Below are 20,051 nucleotides of genomic sequence, written 5' to 3'. Positions count from 1 at the left end.
GCATGTTAACGATTTACGCTGGCAAAAATGCCTTAAAACAAATAAATGAAAATGGTTTTACACCAGGGTTATTCAGTGCAATGTACGGGGCAAGTGGTGGCCCTAAGTGGTTTACGTTATTTGGATTAGATAAATTTATCTTTGGTGAATTTTTTAAAAACACAACACAAACAATCAATTTAGTTGGCTCATCTGCTGGCGCTTTCCGCTTTGCTGCATTAAGTCAACATGATCCGGTAACTGCTATAACAGCATTAGCAGAAATTTATAGTGAAACGGTTTATTCTAAAAACGCTGATGCAGTTGAGGTGACAGATAAAGCAAAAGCGTTACTCGATGCAGTTTTTTCTGAACAAGGTATCGAAGAATCACTTAATCACCCTGTATTTAAACCACATTTTATCGTGGCTAAATGTCGAGGATTAACTAGCTACGATCACAAAATCCCGCAAATATTAGGCTTAATTGGCAGCATATTACTAAACCGCGTTAATCGTGGTTTACTCGCAAAGCAATATCAACGTTTTGTCTTCCATGCGCCTAATAGCCCGTTAAAAGTTTCAGATCAATACCGCTTCAATAATCAATATATCAGTTTAAACTCGGTGAATTATAAGCAAGCTTTACTGGCGTCTGGCTCTATCCCATTGGTGATGCAGGGAGTAAAGTTTATCGAGCAAGCCCCTACAGGTATGTATCGTGATGGCGGACTCATAGATTACCACTTTGACGTTAACTTACCCGACAATAAAGGGTTAATTTTATATCCTCATTTTAATAATCAACCTAAGCCAGGTTGGTTCGATAAAACCTCAAAACGTCAAGTCTCCATAAAACATTATGAAAATGTTGTCATGCTTTGTCCTTCAACTAAATTTATCAACAGCTTACCTTTTAAAAAGATTCCGGATCGTAAAGACTTTACCACCATGGAACCGCAAGAAAGAGTTGCGTATTGGCAAACCGTTTTGACGCAATCGGAGCAACTTGCTGAAAGTTTTGCACAGTTTATTCGTACCCCCGACATAAATAAAATTGTACCTCTTTAAACAGAAAAGAATCGCGAATAAATCGACGTGCCTTTAGATGAATAAAGAACAACTTAACCACATATTATCATTGACTTAATTTTAACCACTGTGCATGATAATTAAAAAGCATACTAACTGAACGTCGATGGTAATAAAAAAAGACAATAACCAATCACGTAAGCGTGGCATTAAAGCATCACGACAAAAGCTCGATGCAGCCATGCTAGCGGTAGGGCTAAAAACACAAACCGCTTTAGCTAAAAAAATTGCCGAACAAGAAGGCCTAGCAACCCCACCGAAAGACATGGTTAATAGAGCATTTCGGCAACTTCCCGTAGAGCCTATATCATTAGAACGTATTGCCGAAGCCCTTTGTGTACCAGCTTACCAATTGTATTTAACCAGTGAAGATACGGAAGCTCCTGTTATAAAAACAACGCCTCAACCTGTTGATTCAAAACAAAGTTCAACGGATAAAGTGCATGATGACATCATTGAAAATAAAAAGAGATGGCAAAGTCCTGCCTTTATTTTTGTTTTTTTACTCGCCATATTGATCACAAGCTATCAATTTTTCTTTCCCCCAACCAACACAGAAAATAGTAACAAAGTTCGCCCGCCTGCGAGTATCGAAATAGTAAAACTTGGTATCATAAATTCAGATGATACTATCAATAAAGCTATAACAAATAGGCTTTCTCAGCAATTATCGCCAACCGTAAAACTCGTAAAGCATTGGCCAAAATCTGTGATGCAACTAGATCAACTAGATTGGAGTAAATCAGTAGAGGCTGACTATGTCATTACATGGAAAATCACCAATCTTGAACGCTTCAGTCATCTAACAGTTTATCTATTAGATCAACATCAACGTATTATGCTGTACAACGATGCGCTGTTAACTGTCTCTTTAAATAAACAACTTGGCCTATTGACTAATCGAATAGCACAAACGTTCACCACTTTTATACAAACAGGCAGTGTGCTGAGCATAGATGGACTCACCTTACAAAATGAAGCTGTAGAGCAATTCATGCTCGCCATGCAATACTTAAATCAAGAAAATACTTTAGCTAACTTATCTCGTGCAGAAGCACGCTTACAACGAGCAATTCGTATTGACGCTAACTTTGCGCGCGCGCAAGGTGCACTTTGCACTACCCTATTACGTAAAGCTAGCTTATCTAGTGATGTTAAAATGATTGGTGAAACCGAAGATACTTGCACACAAGCATTGAAAATAGCACCTGTAGAAGAGTCTTTGCAAGGAATGGCAAATTTCACACGCGCCAAAGGGAAGCTTGAAGACTCAATGGCTTATTACCAAGATATTTTAGCAATGAATCCTGGCTATACTGATGCTTTGTATGGTCAATTTAAAGTCGTTCAAAAGCAAGCGGCACAGCAAAAGCAACCTGCGTTATATTCTGATGCGATAAACATTATTGATAACGCTATTGCTCAAGAGCCTGAAAGCTGGCGAGCATATTTTTTAAAGTCACATTTATTATATCGTATAGGTAAACCCATTGAAGCGATAACAACGCTTCAAAAAAGCGTAGAAAAAGATGAAAATTTCAATAATTTAAATAACTTAGGAACCATGCACTTTTGCCAAGGAGACATGGAGCAAGCAAAACAAGCTTTTCTAAAAGTTAACAAACTCGAACGAGATCCTAGCTGGATAATTGAACACCAACTTGCGTCTTTATTTCAGTTTTTAGGTGAAACGAACAAAGCGGTTGAATATGCCGAACGCGGCATGGCACTTTTAACAACAGAAAAAGTAGACGGTCATTTTGATCCTTGGATCACCAAAGCACTTGCTTATCAGGCTGATGGCAATAAACAAGTGGCACATGAAAGTTTTGCTAAAGCGTTACAAATTGCTGAACGGTTACGTATTGCAGGCAAAGCCCCAGGTAATACCGAAGTACAACTCGTGTATATCAAAGTTGCTGATGCCTATATTGATGAACAAAGTATCGAGCAGCCAACGAAACAACAATTGTTAAATGAACTTAATGAAGTAGCAAGCAAGGCAACAATACCAAACGCATTAGTTCGCTTAATGCTCGCTTATGTCATGCTCGGAGAGTTTGAACCTGCACGACCAATCTACAAACAAATAGTGGGCATGTGTCCTGGTTTTGTTAAAGATCCAATTTTAGCCCCGCTCGCTAGTTAATCACTACAGATCTATGAGTAATACTAAAGTATTGTCCATAGATCTATTTTATAAAAAACGTTTAATGCAGTTGAAAATTTTTTAACGCTCAAAATTTGCATTGCTTTACCTTCTCTATTGCTAAAAAATCACTAACGTCATTTAACTGTAGTTAACGGCAGTTAAGCTAGAGTGCTTATTCCAATTATATTTTTACCTGTAATAATCAAAACATATAACAGTTTAAAGGACGATAAACATGATACGTTTTCTCATTATGGGTTGGTTAATTTCAGCCTTATTAATAAGCATTACAGCAAACGCAATAAACATTCCAAAAAGCCGGCAAGACGTAATAAATGCTTTAGAACAAGCAAGTAATATTTGCCAAGGAAGCTGTCAAAAAACATGTGCGAGCCAAGCGTTAACAATTAAAAATATGGCTAGCTTAAACGGAAATGAATCTACAATTAAACAAGGAGTAAAAGCATGTCGCGACGCTTTTGCAAACGATAGCTCCAAAAACTCTTCAGCACACTCCGGTGTTTATATGAGCTTAATGATGGTTGATAGTAACCTTAATTTGATTGTTAACGCTGAACAAACATCAGCCAGCAGTCAACAAGCGGCTAAAACAGCTCCTCTACCCAATGTAGATCTTACCATTCATGACCAATCAGGTAATCTCGCGCCTAATAAAGTAAAAGCGTTATACAGTCATTTATCTGCATATTGTCAGTCATATATGAATAGCGCCGGTGTAGTAAAGTTATGTAAGTCACAATGTGAAAATACATCTAAACAACTCTCAAGAAATTTTGACAATATTCCTGCCGCGCAGCAAAAAGCCAAGACTGCAACAGGTATAAAACAGATTTCAGCAAAAGGTAGTTTGCGTGCATTAACAATGGGCTTGGAGCAGAAACTAACTGGGCAAACAGGCGGTTGTATTCACTATTTCAACGCTTATTTAGATAAGTCAAAAACCACTCCCCAAATTGTCACCACATTAATAGCTGCTGGACAAGAAATAAAAGCGGGTAAGTGGCCAGTTAAAGAAACACCAAGTTTAAACTTAGATGAACTACTCGTAGAAGAAGAAATCACCATTAGTGATAAAGTTAAGCAAGTGGTTGCAGTTAATGCGATTGAAAACCTTACATTTTCTGAGGCACAAAACCTTTTTACTAATACAGATGAATTTAAAAAAATTCAATCAAGTGTCAACAAAAACGGTTTTAAACTTGACCAAATTAAAGCCTCGATGGAAAAACTGGAAAAATTAAAAAGTAAAGTTGATTCAAACACCTGGAAGAAAAAAGCACTGCAATTTAGTGAATATGGCAGCCAAGCTGAACTGGTTGCAGCATTAACGCAGTCATGTGATACAAACTATTTAACACAATTTAACCAAGACTCACCTTGGCTGATTCCCAACAACCAAAAGTCATTCGCTCTTAATTATCAGTTAAAACCTGCGTATTTACATCGTTTGTGTTTTAACGAATTACACAACAATGTTACTCGCAACGTATCAACATTTACTTCTGCTAATCAATTCAATGAATGGCAGCAAAACAACGTATCCCAAGCACCGTTAAGTGGTCGTGCTACTTGCCGAGATTGCCCACCAGACAGAGTAATGACAGCAGAGCAATGGTTACCTAACTGGTCAGCATACGCCAAAAACAAGCAGAATAAATTCAATCAAGTAGCTAAAAGCAACGAAAAACAAACGAAATATTTAACGTTTGTCGAGCAAACATTATCACCATGGATAAAGCAGCACCAACAAGAAATAAATGGGGCGTTAAAAGTGTTAAGTGCTGCAGAAAAAAGCAGTAAATTACAACAAGAAATGATGGGGAAATTTCCTGATAAGTTAATTGAAAGTAATATTCATCAACCACCTGGCAATATATACGGCTTTATACAACAAGTAGGAATTACAGGTAACGATCAAAGAACAGGAAAACCTAAATTTTACCAAGCAATTTTACTTAAAAATATCGTAAGTTGTGAGCAAGGCGCTTCTTTAGCAAGTGAATTGTTTGACGCGCCAGCTAACACAAGCTACCAAACATTATTGAAAGCAACCGTTGCAATAAACAGATGCGCAGATTTATTTCCAGTCATAGCAAAAACTAACTTTGAGGATTTAGATACTGCGAAAACAATGGGAAAAAGCGTTGTTGAAAAAGTGATAAAACAAGGCAATCTAACGCTTAGCACCCAAGGTGCCATTTACAATGATTATATACAGTTTTTAGGTTTTGATTATCTAGACCTATATGGCATGCAACGCGTTATGCATATGCTAAAAAATGAACGCAACAACCACAAATTAAGTGATAACACGATTAACGAGCACTTTATCGCATTAACTAAGCAGGCATTTAACACATTGACGAATATTGACTTTGACAATAAAGCTGCGATGCAATCACTATTAGCTAAACGGGCACAAGCTGAAAAAGAACGTCAATTAGCATTACGTCTTTCAGGTAAGCCTGCTAAATCTGCAGAACAGCAAAACGTGATAAAACCACGCGCCGTTTCAAGTAATGCATACCGATTAGATTATTTAGGTCGCTGTATGCAAAATGGTACGGCTAATACATACAATTGTGAATGTGCCGCAAACGCATACGAAAAACAGAGAGAAAAAACACCTAATATAACGGAGTATAAATTCGCAAAGAGTGAACCTTTCCGTCAATGTGCCGATGAGAAAGCTATTGCTGACCTACAACTTAATCAATGTACGTCTATGCAAAAATCAGGAGCATTTAGCGGCGTAAACTGCGGGTGTTATGCAACATCATACGGCAACACAATAGCTAATATGATCAAAAAATCAGGGTATCCCAATAGTCGTCAACAAAGCCAAGCAAGACAAACTGCAACAAAAAGTTGCTCATAAAGGATGTTAACAATGTTTAAAACATGCACATACAAGATTATCCAAGGCTTGCTTGTCGCTAATATTTTACTGTTCGTAAATACGACGAGTGCGGATCAATTCCCCGTGTTAACCGCTAGTAATCAGTTAGATGTTGGTAATGCACAAATACTAGCAGGAAAACTTGAACAAATATGTACCTCACGGTTTAAAAACCCAGCACAAGCTTTTCAATGTAAATCCACTTGTGGTGGTTTATACAGAAGAGTTCAAACACTTTCGGCTCAAATAAATAGGCAGGCAAACAAGCCTTCAATCAAGAACAGTGTTAAACAGTTAGCTCGTGACACTATTAGCTGTAACCAACAATGGCGCAATAACTTCCCTGCCGAATTTAAACCTTTTGCACTGTTGTTAAAAAGTTTGCATGAAGGTAAGTTACCAGCGCCAGGCAAGCCAAAGGTCAATACGGTCAGTGCCCCAAGCCAATATGCACAAGTACTTAATTCATTGGTGCCATCGCTATCAGCGTTAGGTAATGTTTGCCATAATTCTTTATTTAAAGACAGCTGTTTAAAAAGTTGTGCTTTAGGTAATGACACCCAACAGTTTAGCCAATTAATAGCAAAAGGGTCATTAGCTAGCCTCAAAGGCGCAGATAAAATGACTCCGTGGGTATCAGCATTAAAAGACCAATCGACAAAGCTGCTACAAAAATCTAAATCTTGCGCCAAACATTACAGTCGAAACCCAGCAAGTTCGATTGTTTCATTACAGAAAATCACCCAATCAGTGAATGAACAGGTCAATATTGTTTACCAAAAACAACTAGTCGCTGAAAAACGAGCGAGAGAAGAAGCTAAACGTCAGCAACAAATAGCATTAACAGCGGCAAAAGCAGAAAAGCAAAAACGCTTTGAGCAAGCAGTGGAAAAACTACGTAAGTGTCGTTCTGATAGCCCATTTAGCGGCTATAGCGGTTGCAGTTATTTAACCGCTGTATATGACAACGATTTTACCTTAGCGATGGACATTGAATACCAATCTAGCGCTCCATACCGACTCGGCTGGATGGGTGAAGCAAACGCGGAAATGGCGCGAATGTTTGGTGATCTGTACGGCAGTGAAGAGCAACTGAACCAAGATTTAACGAATTCATGGAAAGCTTACCATTTTGTTGGCCGACTACTCGGCACCTATGCAACTTACTATCAACATTACTACCCTACCTGTTTAGGTAAAAATCCAGCAGTAATTACTTTAACAACAGAAAGACAAAAAGAGTATCGTAATGGTTTTGGCACATTAATTCGTACCGAAAGGCTACCAAGTAAATCTGATACGATTTATATACCGCGTCGACTTTATCCACATGTTAACTTCGCTGATATCAATAAAGATACGCAAGCACAAGTGCAAATAGCCGATATGTTATCAGGCGCAATAAACAAGTACCCTAGAATTAATTTGTTTGAAGTCACCATGGGGCTTAGTGAAGCTATGGAGAAACATCGTTGTGATAGTGGTGTGATCGAAAAGCTGGAAAAACAAATGTTAGCTTATCAACAGCATCGACATAATTATAACCGTCAGTTTAGTCGCTAACCATGACTAGCTTTTAAAAGATTGTTGATGAGAAATCTGCTCCTCACTCTTTTTTATCGAACTCAATTGCCAGTGAGCATGTTATCACTGGCAACACCTTTTCAAAAAGTCGTAAAAAATAACGATAACTTTCGTCGAAAATTGCTTCTTCAGTTGTCACTATTAAACCAAATGAATGAGCCTGTCGAAGAGCATATACAACAAGACAACGCTTCAATTACAATGACCAAGCGCTATATTCAACGAGAGGACGATACTTGGATAAATTTCCCTATTGATCCCATTATTGATTACGATAAATTGAGGTTAATTCATCAGATAAAAAAACACTTAACGGTACTAAATATTCAACGATACATTTCAGCAAAATCTCACTGTTATGTAGACTGTTTTCTCAATGAACAAATAATGCTGGTAACACAAAGCAATAACGATACAAGTGCAAAAAATAATGCTCCTTTATCACTTAAGCGTTTATTGAAAAAAAGACGGTTTTATATCAACCAGTTAACGAACGAAATCTCGACCTTGTTAACGTTCAGCAACAAGGCGACAGCACAGCATACCAATACGATTGTTGTGCTGTTATTTGATCATTCTGCCAATGAATATATGCAACAAACGTTACAACCTATCACAACAAACTATCAAACCTTTGTAACGCAGGCATTAATTCACCTAGAAGAACAATTAAAAGCACTTAACAATAACATGGCGATAACGCATCATGATCACATCACCTTCAATCAAATAAAACAATGCCTTATCAATGCTCTAGCTGGCAAAAAATAAACAGTCGTTCAGACATAACGAGTTCATTACTTTGCCGAGTTCACGATGTCGCTTTTTGGTAAATCGCACAAACTGCGCCAGCAGGATCTTTTATCACGGCGTATTTATCTTGTCCCATCGATTTAATGTCAGTGATCAATTCTCCGCCTTTTTCTTTCGTAGCAGTAACAGCTTGCTCGATATCCTCCACTAAAAAATAAGGTAACCAAGCAGCTGGTAAATCAATATTACAACCTTTAGCATGACAAATACCTGCGACAGCATCACCACTGCCAAGTGTAAGCATGGCATAATCTTGATAGTCGCCCATTGACACCTCGCTGGTTTGCCAACCAATCACGTTCTGATAAAAATCTTTCACCTCAGTAGCGTTTTGCACCGATAAATCTAGCCATGCCATTTCACCAATTGCTTCTTTCATATTATTTACCTTCTGTTATTTGCTGTTCACGTGATTTAGGGTTTATCGGATAATATTTCTCCGGCAACCGATTAATATGCTCAAAAAACCGTGTGTCTTTATAAGGAAGTTTCATAAAACCAGAAATTCCCAGTCCCGTTATTGTAGGAAGTAATACCAAAAGTTTAGCTAATAAACTTGAAAATTCTGCTTCTTGCTCATGATTTAATAACATTAAATAGCTATGAATTTTTAAATGTGTTTCAAGTACTTCAAAAATAATACACCCCGTATGGTGAATTAAGTTCAATTGCGACAAGACTTCCATCATTTCGTCGGGCAAATATAGATATTCATCTGGATCTTTACCGTCTTCAAAATACGAATGCAGTTTTGATTCATCATCTTGATCAGGAACATCACTAATATCAAACGGTATCACTTGCTCTGGTTGTGCAATAAAAGGCTGTTCAACAGTATCCCGTTCAACATGTAAGGTATTACGAGCATTGAACAAACAACTTTTAAATACACCAGTACGAAAGATGCCTTGCGCTAAATAAATCATATTATTCACTGCACTTTGGAACGATGTTTTTAACGCTTGATCAAACAACGTTAAATTTGAATCAATATAAACCCCTTCTTTTTCCCAGCGGATCGCTAATCCACCCACCACTGGAAAGTTACCTAAGCGGCTCACCGCAGCAATAAACGCTTTTTCGGTATCGCCCATGCCCATTAAATAATTTTTATAATATTTTTCTAACTGCGCATCATTGATATTTGCTAAAGACGCTTCATCGCTTTCTTCACGTAAAAATGATTTACGAGATCCATAAACTACGGTATCAATTTCTCGTGTGCGGGGTTTGCACCACACCGGAATAAGTGGCCTTATCTCTGGCCAAGTTGGGGTTTCGGCTAACACAGTATTGCGTAATAATGACAGATGTTTAAAAAAGTAATCTCCGGCTTGCTCACGTGTTTTTCTATCATCGCTTAACATCGCTTCAATCACGTTCGCCAACATTTTTGGTAAACCAAGAGAAGTTGGCTTTATCACTTCATGCCCATAACGACATGATTGACCAGATGCTAGCGCGTATAATGTTGCTGCCATGCCCTGTTCATCAAAGCGTGGAGAAGACATTTCACCATTAATTTGCTCCGGACCGATAAAATAGACATCACCAAGCCGAGCATTAGAATTTTGCAAATCACTACTCATTAGATCCATGATATTATTTGCGGTGGTTTGGCCGTTAATATCAAGTTGAGCAGAGACTGCAGAACCCCAGTCTACCAAGTATAATTTGTTCTTTTCTTGATGGTACACAAGGTTAGACGGTTTAATATCCCCATGAACGTACGGCTTCCCCTTACTATGGTATTTTACGGTTCGTAAATACAATAAAATATCTGCCAATTGCAATGCGATATTAACAATTAATTCAGGCGCTAACGGCCCAACTTGATGCGAAAAACGTTCTAAATCAATGCCTGGAGCCCGTTCCATATGCACAATAGATTGCCGCTTAATTTTATAATACTCAATTATTTGAGGAATACGCTCGTGTGTCAATTCACGCTGTATTTCAGCTTCCTCGGCTAGCCTGTCTTGTACATGTTGCGGAAGATTAATCCGAGAAAATTTAAAAACTTGTTCAACGCCTGCTTCATTTCTACCACCAAATACAAAGCCATAAGCGCCTTTACCAATTAACTCAATATCTTCATAGCCCAACAATAAAAGTTGCCGCTCACAAAGTTCGACCCACTGTTTTAGCTTGGTCGCGTCTTTATGGCTAAGTAAGTAGATTGACTGTTCTTCAGCAATATAAAAATGTTGTAATTTCTTCTCAGCCACAAAATACTCGCTTAGTTTTAACGATCACGATTTAATATTCGCACCCATGCAAGTTCGTCATTTTTCTGTCATAAACTCACGATAATATAGCGTTACTTAATCAGCGACGCTCGCTGTTAAGTGCTCTCTCTAGTAAACAAACACGTTAGTTTGCATTGTTCCTGCCTTGGCTATTAGCCAAGGCTTTTTTTTAGAAACTTAGGTATTTTCTAGAAATAGGTTATTCCATTGGGTTAACTGTTGCCACACTTGGCTTGCTTGCATTTGTTGCCAATTCATTGGCTTTGTTGCTAGCATTGCACTTAATCGCAATTTACTTTCTTGGTGAATCGAAATATTTGCATTATCAATCACATCAATACATGCTTCTCGATTATTACATAATAACAGCATATCGCATCCGGCTTCTTGTGCCGCTTCTGCTCGTTCTATATACCCACCAATGGAAGACGCACCATGCATCGACAGGTCATCACTGAATATGGCCCCATAAAAACCTAACGATTTACGTAATACTTGCTTAAGCCATTTGGTTGAAAAGCCCACCGATTTATCATCAACATCTGGAAAAATAACATGTGCAGGCATTACCGCATCTATCATGTTCTCATTAATTAACTGGCGAAACGGCTGTAAATCATGATGAGAGATATCGGCAAACGAACGCGTATCAATCGGCATAGCAATATGTGAATCTGCTTTTACACTTCCATGACCTGGAAAATGCTTTGCCGTACATTTCATGCCAGCAGACTTCATCCCCTGAATAAAAGCTTTAGCTAACGGTGCAATTTGTTCAATGTTTTGTGAAAAGGCACGCTGACCAATAACGTCACTCACCCCGTTAATATCTAGGACAGGCGAAAAACTGATATCAATACCAACACCTTGTACTTCCATAGCCATTAAAGCACCTGCGTTGGCCGCATATTGCTGGGCTTGTGCTATATTATTATTCGCGTGTTCAATAAAGCGCCCCATGGCAGGAATTTGTGAAAACCCCTCTCTAAATCGTTGCACACGCCCTCCTTCATGATCTACACCGATCAATAAAGGTTTATTGGCTGTATGTCTGATGTGAGAAATTAATTCACGTATTTGTTGAACAGACTCAAAATTTCGAGAAAAGAGAATTAATCCACCAACAAGCGGGTGTTGAACAAGCTCTTTGTCTTGCTCTGTTAACGACGTGCCATGCACGTCCATCATGATTGGACCCATAACTGTAAAATATCTAAACAATAATCGGCTTACTGTACCTAATATTGTGACATTGCAAAAGTTAAATTACTCGGTAACGCCCTAGCTGGCTTGTAGTGGTGCGCCAACACCGGCAGACACAAACGGAATAACTTTACGTATAACATCACCAATATCTAATGACTGATCAAAATCATTTTCAGCGATATCAATTAATGCATCACTTGAGGACATGGTGAATACAACAGTCCCCATGGTAAAATGTAATCGCCAAAAAATATCTTCTGCGGTTAATTCTGGAAAGGCTCGCTGAACTGCTTCAACAAAATTTGTGATCACACCTGGGTATTGAGTGGTTAAAAACCAACGTAAAAAACCTTGGCTATCAGTATAACCTCGCCCTAAAAGCTGTAAGAAATTGCTTGTGCCATTGTCACGAAAAACATTTAACGATAATAATGGCTCGATAAACGCAGAGAATACTTCAAGTAACGAAGGCTGCTGCTCTTGTTGACAAACCAAGACTAAGGAGTCTTCTAAACGCGGCGCTAATTCATTCATGTAACGAGACATAACTGCTTTAATTAATTCTTTTTTTGACCCAAAGTGATAGTTAACCGCAGCTAGATTTACATCAGCTAAACTTGTGATCTCGCGTAACGAAGTGCCATTAAAGCCCTTATCAGCAAATAATGTTTCAGCGGCATCAAGTATTTTATTTTTAGTATCCATGGGAATCACCACATTTTACTGCACAATTACCCCACAGTTTAAACAAGCGTTTTAAATAACGCAATAAACGAAAGTTCAAGCTATGAATATTGATACCTGAAACACTAAAACAGTGGAGTTCAAAATTAACCGTTTTTATACTGACAATAAAACCTCCAATGATACGTTTTTATAAAGCTAATCCTTTTAAAAGTGAGTAAATATCGCGTAGGTTATTGTGCTCTTCAATGACTGTATAAAAACAAACAGTATGACAAATATCTCAATTTATAATCTGTAATTTTTCCTAATTTATACGCAGGAAATACATCAAATTTACTTAATAAATAAGCAATTACAATTTTTTTTAAAATAGCTAAAGATCCTAACTTATATTTAGGTTATTATTTAATCAACTCTTGTGAATGTATTGTTCAATACTGGGAATGTGTTGGCCGTAAGAGTGTTCTAAGTTTCATGAATTTTAATAGCCCGGCATTCAGTCGGGCTTTTTTTGTCAATGTATTAAGTTTTTCTATCTACCTGCATTTTTATAAAAATAAGCAGAGAACATTGCACTTTTGGATTATCACTATTACTTTTTTAATGAACTATTAAACATCAATATATTCTTTTATACTGACATTAAATTTACAATAGGTTTACAAATAGCATCATGAAAAAACAATTAAAAAAATCTTTCATAGCCCTATGTATCGCAGCAACCATTGTTGGCTGTAACACGACACCCGCAACAACAACTTCACTTACTCAACAAGATGCAGAGCAATTCCTCAATAATGTAGAACAAGAGTTGATAGCATTGAATTTAGCCGGCGCTCGAGCGGCATGGATAAATGCTAATTTTATTACTCACGATACAAATGCACTTGCAGCAAATGCAGATCAGAAATCAACAGAAGCCGGTGTACGTTTTGCTATGGAAGCGGCAAAATTTGATAATGTTGATGTAACAGAAGATCAACGTAGAAAGCTGAATATTCTAAAACAAAGCTTAGTCATGCCTGCACCGCAAAATGCTGAAAAATCAGCTAGACTCGCGACGCTAGGTTCACAACTTAATAGCATGTATGGACGAGGTAGCTATACTACCAACTCTGGTGAAACGCTAAGTCTAGGTGACATGACATCGACAATGGCAACCTCAAGAGACTATGACGAACTATTAGAAATGTGGCAAGGTTGGCGAGAAGTCAGCCCAGAAATGAAGCCCTTATTTACCGAACAATCAGCACTAGCTAATGAAGGTGCTAAAGGTTTAGGTTACCGCGATTTAGGTACAATGTGGCGATCAAATTATGATATGCCAGCCGATGAATTCGCCAAAGAGCTAGATCGTTTATGGTTACAGGTGAAGCCATTATATGAAGACTTACACTGCTACGTTAAAGATAAGCTAGCTGAGCAATACGGTGAAGATAAGGTACCGAGCGACCAGCCGATACCGGCACATTTGCTTGGCAATATGTGGGCGCAAACCTGGGGCAATATTTATGATGTAGTCGCACCTGAAAATACCGACCCTGGTTATGATGTTACTAAACAGCTTGCCGCGCACCAATATGATGAAATTAAAATGGTAAAAGGCGCCGAGCATTTTTTTACCTCTCTAGGCTTTGAACCACTACCCGAAACATTTTGGGAGCGTTCTTTATTTACTAAACCAAAAGATCGTGACGTAGTATGTCATGCATCAGCATGGAATTTAGATGCTAAAGATGATATTCGTATTAAAATGTGTATTCAAAAAACCGGGGAAGAATTTAACGTAATTCATCATGAATTAGGACATAACTTTTATCAACGCGCCTACAAAAACCAACCTACGCTATATCAAGGAAGTGCGAATGATGGCTTTCATGAAGCAATTGGCGATACTATCGCACTCTCTGTTACGCCTAAATACCTTAAAGAAATTGGCCTAATTGATTCAATTCCAGATGAATCAAAAGACATTGGATTATTAATGAAAATGGCACTTGATAAAGTGGCGTTTATTCCTTTTGGCTTATTAGTTGATCAATGGCGTTGGAAAGTATACTCGGGTGAAATTACGCCTGAAAATTACAATACGGCATGGTGGGAACTTCGTGAAAAATATCAAGGTATTGCGGCTCCTGTAGCCCGTCCAGATAACGCGTTTGATCCAGGTGCAAAATATCATGTGCCAGGTGGTGTGCCATATTCTCGCTATTTCTTAGCACATATCCAGCAATTTGAATTTCATAAAGCGTTATGTGAAATTGCGGGTAACACAGATCCCATTCATCGATGCTCTATTTATAATAATAAAGAGGCTGGAAAGGCACTGAATGAAGTGTTAGAAATGGGACAAAGTAAACCATGGCAGCAAGCTTATAAGGTGCTAACCGGTAGCGAACAAATGGATGCTACAGCAATCTTAGATTACTTTGCGCCATTACATAAATGGTTGAAGAAGAAAAACCAAGGTAAAAGCTGCGGTATATAACCGATAACATTAGTTTCTAGGAAGGCGCCTAGGGTCTGTTGATCTTTAGTGTTTATTTTTGCAGCAGTTTATTGGTATTTAGACAAGGCATTGCGATTAATGTGTGGTTATTCCACATGAAAAAGCAATAACGACGTATAAATGACAAAAAACGCTGCCCTTTGGGTTCAGCTAAACGCTATTTCTTCATCGTTGTTCGAAATTTACATGGAATAACCATGTGACATTGCTCACGCCTTGAACAAAAAGCGTTTAGTTCGAACAACATTTAATCTCGAAAGTTCAACAGACCCTAATATATGGCGCCTTTTTGTATAGCTTTTTGAACCACAGACTCTACTAGTTGGTTATTATTAAAAGGGGTGACCTGAAACTTTACTTATGTTTAATTTAATGTACCTGACCCCTTTAATTAAAACTTAAACAGCAAAGATCAACACGCTCTAGTTTATTATGTCTGTTTCGGATGTAATACGACCTTATTTCTACCCGATTCTTTTGCACGATATAATGCCGCATCAGCGCATTCTATCCAGGCCTCATAATTTTTAATACTAGGCTCGACTTCTGCCAGACCTAAGCTAATGGTGTATTTAACATCAATATCATTATGTTGCACTAGCGCGCTTTCAATTTCTGCACGTAAACGTTCCGCAAAAGTTTGCGCATTTTCTATAGCGGTATCTGAAAGTAAAATAGCGAATTCTTCACCGCCATAACGACCAGAAACATCGGTTTCTCGTACGTGCTTACGGATCACACTAGACAAGTGACGGATCACTTCATCACCTACCACGTGCCCATAATTGTCGTTAACATCTTTAAAACGATCAATATCAATCATCACTAAACTGCTCGCGTGCTGACTTCGCGTCCAACGTTTATATTCAGCTTCTAAACATCGTTCCCAATGCGTACGATTAAACAATTTTGTTAAACCGTCGGTTTGACTTAAAATGGCTAACTCAGCATTCGCTTGCTCAAGATCTTGTTTATGTACAGCATTATCAGTGACATCATAAACAATTAAACATAAATGCGTAACTTCGCCCGTTGACGACATTAAGGGAATAAACGTGGTGTTTTGGTACATATAATCAGCGGTACCGGTAATGGGGCGATAGTTTTGAAATTTAAATAAATAAGGACGCTGTTCCCAAATGGTAAACGCTTTATTTTTAAGCATAAATACTGATTCTGATTTGCGCACAAACCACTCTTCTGGAATTTCTTCAAATAAGGAAAAAAGCGTTTTACCTTTCACTTCTCTTGGTAATAATCCGCTATGATTTTCCATAAAACCATTCCAAATTTGTATCTGGTATTTTCGATCAAGCACAACCAAACCTACATCTATGGTGTGCAACATTTCCATTAACCAGTGTAATTCATTTATTTGCTCAGTTTCTAACGACATGTTTTTAATCCAACAGGTAAGCAATTTTATTATTTAAGGTGTTCATAGAGTCTTCAGTAAACAGTAACAAAAGATCACATTTTATTGGATAGTTTTCAATTCCATAGCTTATTTCTATTGCTAACGTTCTTCGCCACTTTGTCGAATTAGTCGCAATTAATTCCGATATTTTACGATGTTGACCCAACACAACCGGGTGCCCCTGACTAAAAGGCATATCTAACTGTTCCGAAACTCCTTTCAAACAAGCGCCAATCAGCACATTTGCCAAATCCATTAGCAATTCAAGCTCGGTTGTATCGTCAACTTCATATTGATAATTCATTAAATCCGCTACATCTTTAAAGCTAGAATCATTTAAAATAAGTAACGCTTCACCAGAGATACCTGCGCCAATAAAGCCTTGGCAAATTCCTGACGTACTTTCATGGGCTTCAATGGCTGATAACGCCATTGACAACTCACTCACCTCAATTAAATTAACATTCGGAATTGGCAATACCACGAATACATCAAGTAAGCGTGCTAATAAATCACCGGCTTGTCCCATCGCTACATTGGCAATTTCTTGATAACAATCGCGAATATCACCTTCTAACGCAGGTAATTGAGGTACCGATTCAACGTCAGCCACTTCAGAAGGTGGGGTAGCTACGCTCGCTGGTGTTACATTCAAAGGTTCACTAGGTTTACATGATAATGGCCTATCTGTCTCACCTTGCTGAACATCAGCATTAAACACACCAAAAGCCGCTAATATGTCCGTTAATTTTTCTTTGTTTACAGGCTTTTGTATAAAATCTAACGCCCCTAAACTAGTGACTCGTTGGTGCGCCTCAGGTTGAATATCACCAGATATCACAATCACCATTGTTGGCAGGTCTTGTTGTACAATAGCCTCTAATACTTGATAGCCGTCCATTTCTGGCATATTTAAATCTAAAAATAGCACATCTCCTTTGCCTGCTTTAATTAACTCGATGGCCTCCAAGCCATTAGTTGCGAAACTGATCTCGACATCCCAGCCATCAGGCAAAGATCTCGCGACCTGTTTTCGCGCCATATTTGAATCGTCACAAATCAACAAAGGTGTTGGCATAGAAAAACTCGTCTAACACAAAGATAATATTAATAAAAAAACAATTTCGGCTATTTTAAAGCCTTCTCAAATATAACCATAGTTATAAATCGATAAAAACACTATTTATTCGCAATTTATTTTTGTCAGAGGTACTATTTTATCTTCAACTCTTAAAAAATATATGACATCACATGAAACAAACAACTTATTCAAGTATTTTCGCGATTCTCATCAGCCTATCGCTGCCAAGTTTAGCCAATGAAACAGTATCGAACCCGCTACCTGAATCTTATGACCTTGTTAAGGCGGGTGATAAATACATTACATTATTGGGCAACCAAGTAGCTGTTGGGGAGCAAGCTCCACAGTTTAAAGTGGTTGATGATATGTTTTCACCAGTATCTCTCAGTGACTTTTCTAATATGCCAGTGTTAATCTCTGTAGTACCTAGCTTAGATACAGGCGTTTGTTCCGTTCAAACAAAGCGATTCAATGAAGAAGCTGCCAAATTAGGCGACAACTTAACGTTGCTGACGATTAGTAATGATTTACCTTATGCACAGAAGCGCTTTTGCAAAAATGAAAATATCGAACAGCTACAAGTATTATCAGACAGTGTTTGGCGTGATTTTGGTAAAAAATATGGCCTTCTGATCAAGGATATGGGGTTATTAACACGCGCAATATTCGTCATTGATGCTACCGGTAAAGTCACTTACAAAGAGCTTGTTGCTGATATTTCACAACACCCTGATTACGATGCAGCACTTGCGGCTTTAGAAGCAGTAAAATTAACAGACGACAAAAAATAAAGCCTTTATTTTTAATGAATTACCAGATAAATACAAAAAATTTAATTTTTATCCTTGAATAAAAACATATTAACCCTATCTATTAATTGTAGTCGCTGAAAGGGACTACAATTAACCGCCTGTTCACTATTGAAAGGCACTTTATAAAAGTTATGCGAGTACGATGAAATACGCGGCGAGAACCTCGAGCGACATTCAACGCACAACTTTACTTATTAACATATTGCTTAACAGAGGATATGAATTATGCGTACAACTACAGATTTTAGCCCACTTTACCGTTCATTTATCGGTTTCGATCACTTAGCTGGATTATTAGACAAAGCATCTCGTGCTGATAAACAATCGTCTTATCCCCCTTATAACATTGAATTGCTTGCTGAAGACCAATACAGAATTACCATGGCTGTTGCAGGTTTCGCTGAAGAAGAGCTAGCGATACAGTCTGAACATAACAATTTAGTCATTACTGGCACTAAAGCAGGTGAAACAGATAAAACCGACAGAAAATTCTTACATCAAGGCATTGCAGAACGAAATTTTGAACGAAAATTTCAATTAGGCGACCATGTTAAGGTGGTTGGTGCCTTTATGGAAAATGGTTTACTGCACGTTGATTTACAGCGTGAAATTCCAGAAGCTTTAAAACCACGAAAAATCGCCATTAATGGTAAAAGCTTATTAAATGATAACTCGAATTAACATAAGCTAAACTGATTTTATCCCTTATTTTTTGCCCGGTTATTCACCGGGCTTTTTTTGTTGATTTAAAAATTGGCTGAACAAGGTTACCGTCTCTTGCGGATGAGAAACTGGCGCCATATGACCCCCTTCAACGTAGTGCAGGTGAGCATTAAAAAGATGCTCAGCAATTAACTGACTCAATACTTTACTCAACGGTCTGGTTTGTTCACCTATGACTAATAAACAAGGACATAATAACTGACTGAGGTCTATCAACTGATAGCTTTGGTCTAATATTCCTTGAAAGTCTGCATGAACCTTCGGCATAGCAAGTGCCATTTGCTGTTGTACTTTTTGAGGAAGCTGTTGAAAAAACTGTTCACCATTCCAAAAATTAACAAATGCCGCTGTTGCCTCTGTACTTTCTAATTGGCGTAATTGCTGTGAAAATTCACTCACTTGCTGAAAGTATTGCGCTTGAGCCTGTTCAAGCAAATGAAAGGCAACCGGCTCAAATAAAGATAAACTTGCTACTCGTTGACGATTTTTCATTGCCCAAGCTAATGCAACAGCTCCACCACACGAATGACCAACAAGATGAATTGGCGTTTGAATATTTTCTTGAAGTAAGCACTGTTCAATGCGAGTTAACTCATCTTCAAAGGTATAACTCGATAGATCATCAGGTAAACCTGCATCACCATAACCAAGTAAATCAACATTAATTAATGTAAAGCTGTCTTGTAATTGAAAACACAATGGCAACCATTGCTTACTACTACTGAGTGAACTATGCAATAAAATAACGGCAGGGCCTTGTCCTAATACTTTGATACCTTGCATATCTGAAACACAACCTTTTCATATTAACATCGTAAAATGTTGCAC

The 20,051-nt window shown here is 38.0% G+C and carries 15 protein-coding genes; 8 read left to right on the top strand and 7 right to left on the bottom strand.

Annotated features, from left to right (window positions below; all coding sequences use genetic code 11):
- The first annotated feature begins 2 nt into the window (after positions 1–2).
- The 5 genes from BI291_RS00570 to BI291_RS00550 all read left to right on the top strand — a co-directional run bounded on the left by BI291_RS00570 (position 3) and on the right by BI291_RS00550 (position 8,497).
- Positions 3–1,049, top strand: a complete 1,047-nt coding sequence (locus BI291_RS00570; RefSeq protein WP_074495378.1) for a hypothetical protein — start codon at positions 3–5, stop codon at positions 1,047–1,049.
- A 127-nt stretch (positions 1,050–1,176) separates the two neighbouring features.
- Entirely contained in the window at positions 1,177–3,219 is a 2,043-nt protein-coding gene (locus BI291_RS00565) for a lipopolysaccharide assembly protein LapB (RefSeq protein WP_074495375.1), read from the top strand.
- A 238-nt stretch (positions 3,220–3,457) separates the two neighbouring features.
- Positions 3,458–6,121, top strand: coding sequence for a hypothetical protein (locus BI291_RS00560; protein WP_074495369.1), 2,664 nt, complete (start codon positions 3,458–3,460; stop codon positions 6,119–6,121).
- A 12-nt stretch (positions 6,122–6,133) separates the two neighbouring features.
- A complete protein-coding gene (locus BI291_RS00555; RefSeq protein WP_074495368.1) occupies positions 6,134–7,705 on the top strand; it encodes a hypothetical protein in 1,572 nt (523 codons plus the stop codon).
- Positions 7,706–7,732: 27 nt separating this feature from the next.
- Positions 7,733–8,497: a hypothetical protein gene (locus tag BI291_RS00550; RefSeq protein WP_139302519.1), complete on the top strand. Its 765-nt coding sequence runs from the start codon at positions 7,733–7,735 to the stop codon at positions 8,495–8,497.
- A 40-nt stretch (positions 8,498–8,537) separates the two neighbouring features.
- On the opposite strand, the gene BI291_RS00545 is transcribed toward BI291_RS00550, so the two are convergent.
- From BI291_RS00545 to BI291_RS00530, 4 genes are all read right to left on the bottom strand, one after another.
- A complete protein-coding gene (locus BI291_RS00545; RefSeq protein WP_074495365.1) occupies positions 8,538–8,918 on the bottom strand; it encodes a VOC family protein in 381 nt (126 codons plus the stop codon).
- 1 nt (position 8,919) lies between these two features.
- Positions 8,920–10,767 (bottom strand): protein kinase, encoded by a 1,848-nt coding sequence (locus BI291_RS00540; protein ID WP_074495360.1) that lies wholly within the window; start codon positions 10,765–10,767, stop codon positions 8,920–8,922.
- A gap of 198 nt (positions 10,768–10,965) precedes the next feature.
- Positions 10,966–11,976, bottom strand: coding sequence for a beta-N-acetylhexosaminidase (gene nagZ, locus BI291_RS00535; protein ID WP_254849494.1), 1,011 nt, complete (start codon positions 11,974–11,976; stop codon positions 10,966–10,968).
- 93 nt (positions 11,977–12,069) lie between these two features.
- Complete coding sequence (locus BI291_RS00530) at positions 12,070–12,699, bottom strand: TetR/AcrR family transcriptional regulator (protein ID WP_074495356.1); 630 nt, start codon at positions 12,697–12,699, stop codon at positions 12,070–12,072.
- Between the two features lie 655 nt (positions 12,700–13,354).
- Here BI291_RS00530 and BI291_RS00525 point away from each other — a divergent pair.
- A complete protein-coding gene (locus BI291_RS00525) occupies positions 13,355–15,169 on the top strand; it encodes a M2 family metallopeptidase (protein WP_074495355.1) in 1,815 nt (604 codons plus the stop codon).
- 451 nt (positions 15,170–15,620) lie between these two features.
- Here BI291_RS00525 and BI291_RS00520 read toward each other — a convergent pair whose 3' ends face one another.
- Both BI291_RS00520 and BI291_RS00515 read right to left on the bottom strand, forming a co-directional pair.
- On the bottom strand, positions 15,621–16,586 hold the full coding sequence (locus BI291_RS00520; RefSeq protein WP_074495352.1) for a diguanylate cyclase: 966 nt from the start codon (positions 16,584–16,586) through the stop codon (positions 15,621–15,623).
- 4 nt (positions 16,587–16,590) lie between these two features.
- Positions 16,591–17,685, bottom strand: coding sequence for a response regulator (locus BI291_RS00515; protein WP_074495349.1), 1,095 nt, complete (start codon positions 17,683–17,685; stop codon positions 16,591–16,593).
- Between the two features lie 173 nt (positions 17,686–17,858).
- Here BI291_RS00515 and tpx point away from each other — a divergent pair, with 173 nt between their 5' ends.
- Both tpx and BI291_RS00505 read left to right on the top strand, forming a co-directional pair.
- Positions 17,859–18,479, top strand: a complete 621-nt coding sequence (gene tpx / locus BI291_RS00510) for a thiol peroxidase (protein WP_074495347.1) — start codon at positions 17,859–17,861, stop codon at positions 18,477–18,479.
- 246 nt (positions 18,480–18,725) lie between these two features.
- Positions 18,726–19,181, top strand: a complete 456-nt coding sequence (locus BI291_RS00505; protein ID WP_074495344.1) for an Hsp20 family protein — start codon at positions 18,726–18,728, stop codon at positions 19,179–19,181.
- A gap of 39 nt (positions 19,182–19,220) precedes the next feature.
- Here the strand turns inward: BI291_RS00505 and BI291_RS00500 are convergent, their stop codons facing one another.
- Positions 19,221–20,006 carry an alpha/beta fold hydrolase gene (locus BI291_RS00500; RefSeq protein WP_074495341.1) on the bottom strand — a complete coding sequence of 262 codons (786 nt, stop codon included), beginning with the start codon at positions 20,004–20,006 and terminating at the stop codon, positions 19,221–19,223.
- Positions 20,007–20,051 lie beyond the last annotated feature (45 nt).

Source organism: Thalassotalea sp. PP2-459, assembly GCF_001913705.1.
Taxonomy (GTDB): Bacteria; Pseudomonadota; Gammaproteobacteria; order Enterobacterales; family Alteromonadaceae; genus Thalassotalea_C; species Thalassotalea_C hakodatensis.
The sequence above is the reverse complement of the archived record's forward strand: the minus strand, read 5'-3'. Positions and strand labels throughout refer to the sequence as shown.

What these genes read in the sequence shown, in the direction of transcription:
- BI291_RS00545 (WP_074495365.1), bottom strand. Translation starts at nt 8,918, where the DNA reads ATGAAAGAAGCAATTGGTGAAATGGCATGGCTAGATTTATCGGTGCAA.
- BI291_RS00570 (WP_074495378.1), top strand. Translation starts at nt 3, where the DNA reads ATGTTAACGATTTACGCTGGCAAAAATGCCTTAAAACAAATAAATGAA.
- BI291_RS00520 (WP_074495352.1), bottom strand. Translation starts at nt 16,586, where the DNA reads ATGTCGTTAGAAACTGAGCAAATAAATGAATTACACTGGTTAATGGAA.
- BI291_RS00505 (WP_074495344.1), top strand. Translation starts at nt 18,726, where the DNA reads ATGCGTACAACTACAGATTTTAGCCCACTTTACCGTTCATTTATCGGT.
- BI291_RS00530 (WP_074495356.1), bottom strand. Translation starts at nt 12,699, where the DNA reads ATGGATACTAAAAATAAAATACTTGATGCCGCTGAAACATTATTTGCT.
- BI291_RS00550 (WP_139302519.1), top strand. Translation starts at nt 7,733, where the DNA reads ATGAGAAATCTGCTCCTCACTCTTTTTTATCGAACTCAATTGCCAGTG.
- nagZ (WP_254849494.1), bottom strand. Translation starts at nt 11,976, where the DNA reads ATGATGGACGTGCATGGCACGTCGTTAACAGAGCAAGACAAAGAGCTT.
- BI291_RS00525 (WP_074495355.1), top strand. Translation starts at nt 13,355, where the DNA reads ATGAAAAAACAATTAAAAAAATCTTTCATAGCCCTATGTATCGCAGCA.
- BI291_RS00565 (WP_074495375.1), top strand. Translation starts at nt 1,177, where the DNA reads ATGGTAATAAAAAAAGACAATAACCAATCACGTAAGCGTGGCATTAAA.
- BI291_RS00515 (WP_074495349.1), bottom strand. Translation starts at nt 17,685, where the DNA reads ATGCCAACACCTTTGTTGATTTGTGACGATTCAAATATGGCGCGAAAA.
- BI291_RS00555 (WP_074495368.1), top strand. Translation starts at nt 6,134, where the DNA reads ATGTTTAAAACATGCACATACAAGATTATCCAAGGCTTGCTTGTCGCT.
- BI291_RS00500 (WP_074495341.1), bottom strand. Translation starts at nt 20,006, where the DNA reads ATGCAAGGTATCAAAGTATTAGGACAAGGCCCTGCCGTTATTTTATTG.
- BI291_RS00560 (WP_074495369.1), top strand. Translation starts at nt 3,458, where the DNA reads ATGATACGTTTTCTCATTATGGGTTGGTTAATTTCAGCCTTATTAATA.
- tpx (WP_074495347.1), top strand. Translation starts at nt 17,859, where the DNA reads ATGAAACAAACAACTTATTCAAGTATTTTCGCGATTCTCATCAGCCTA.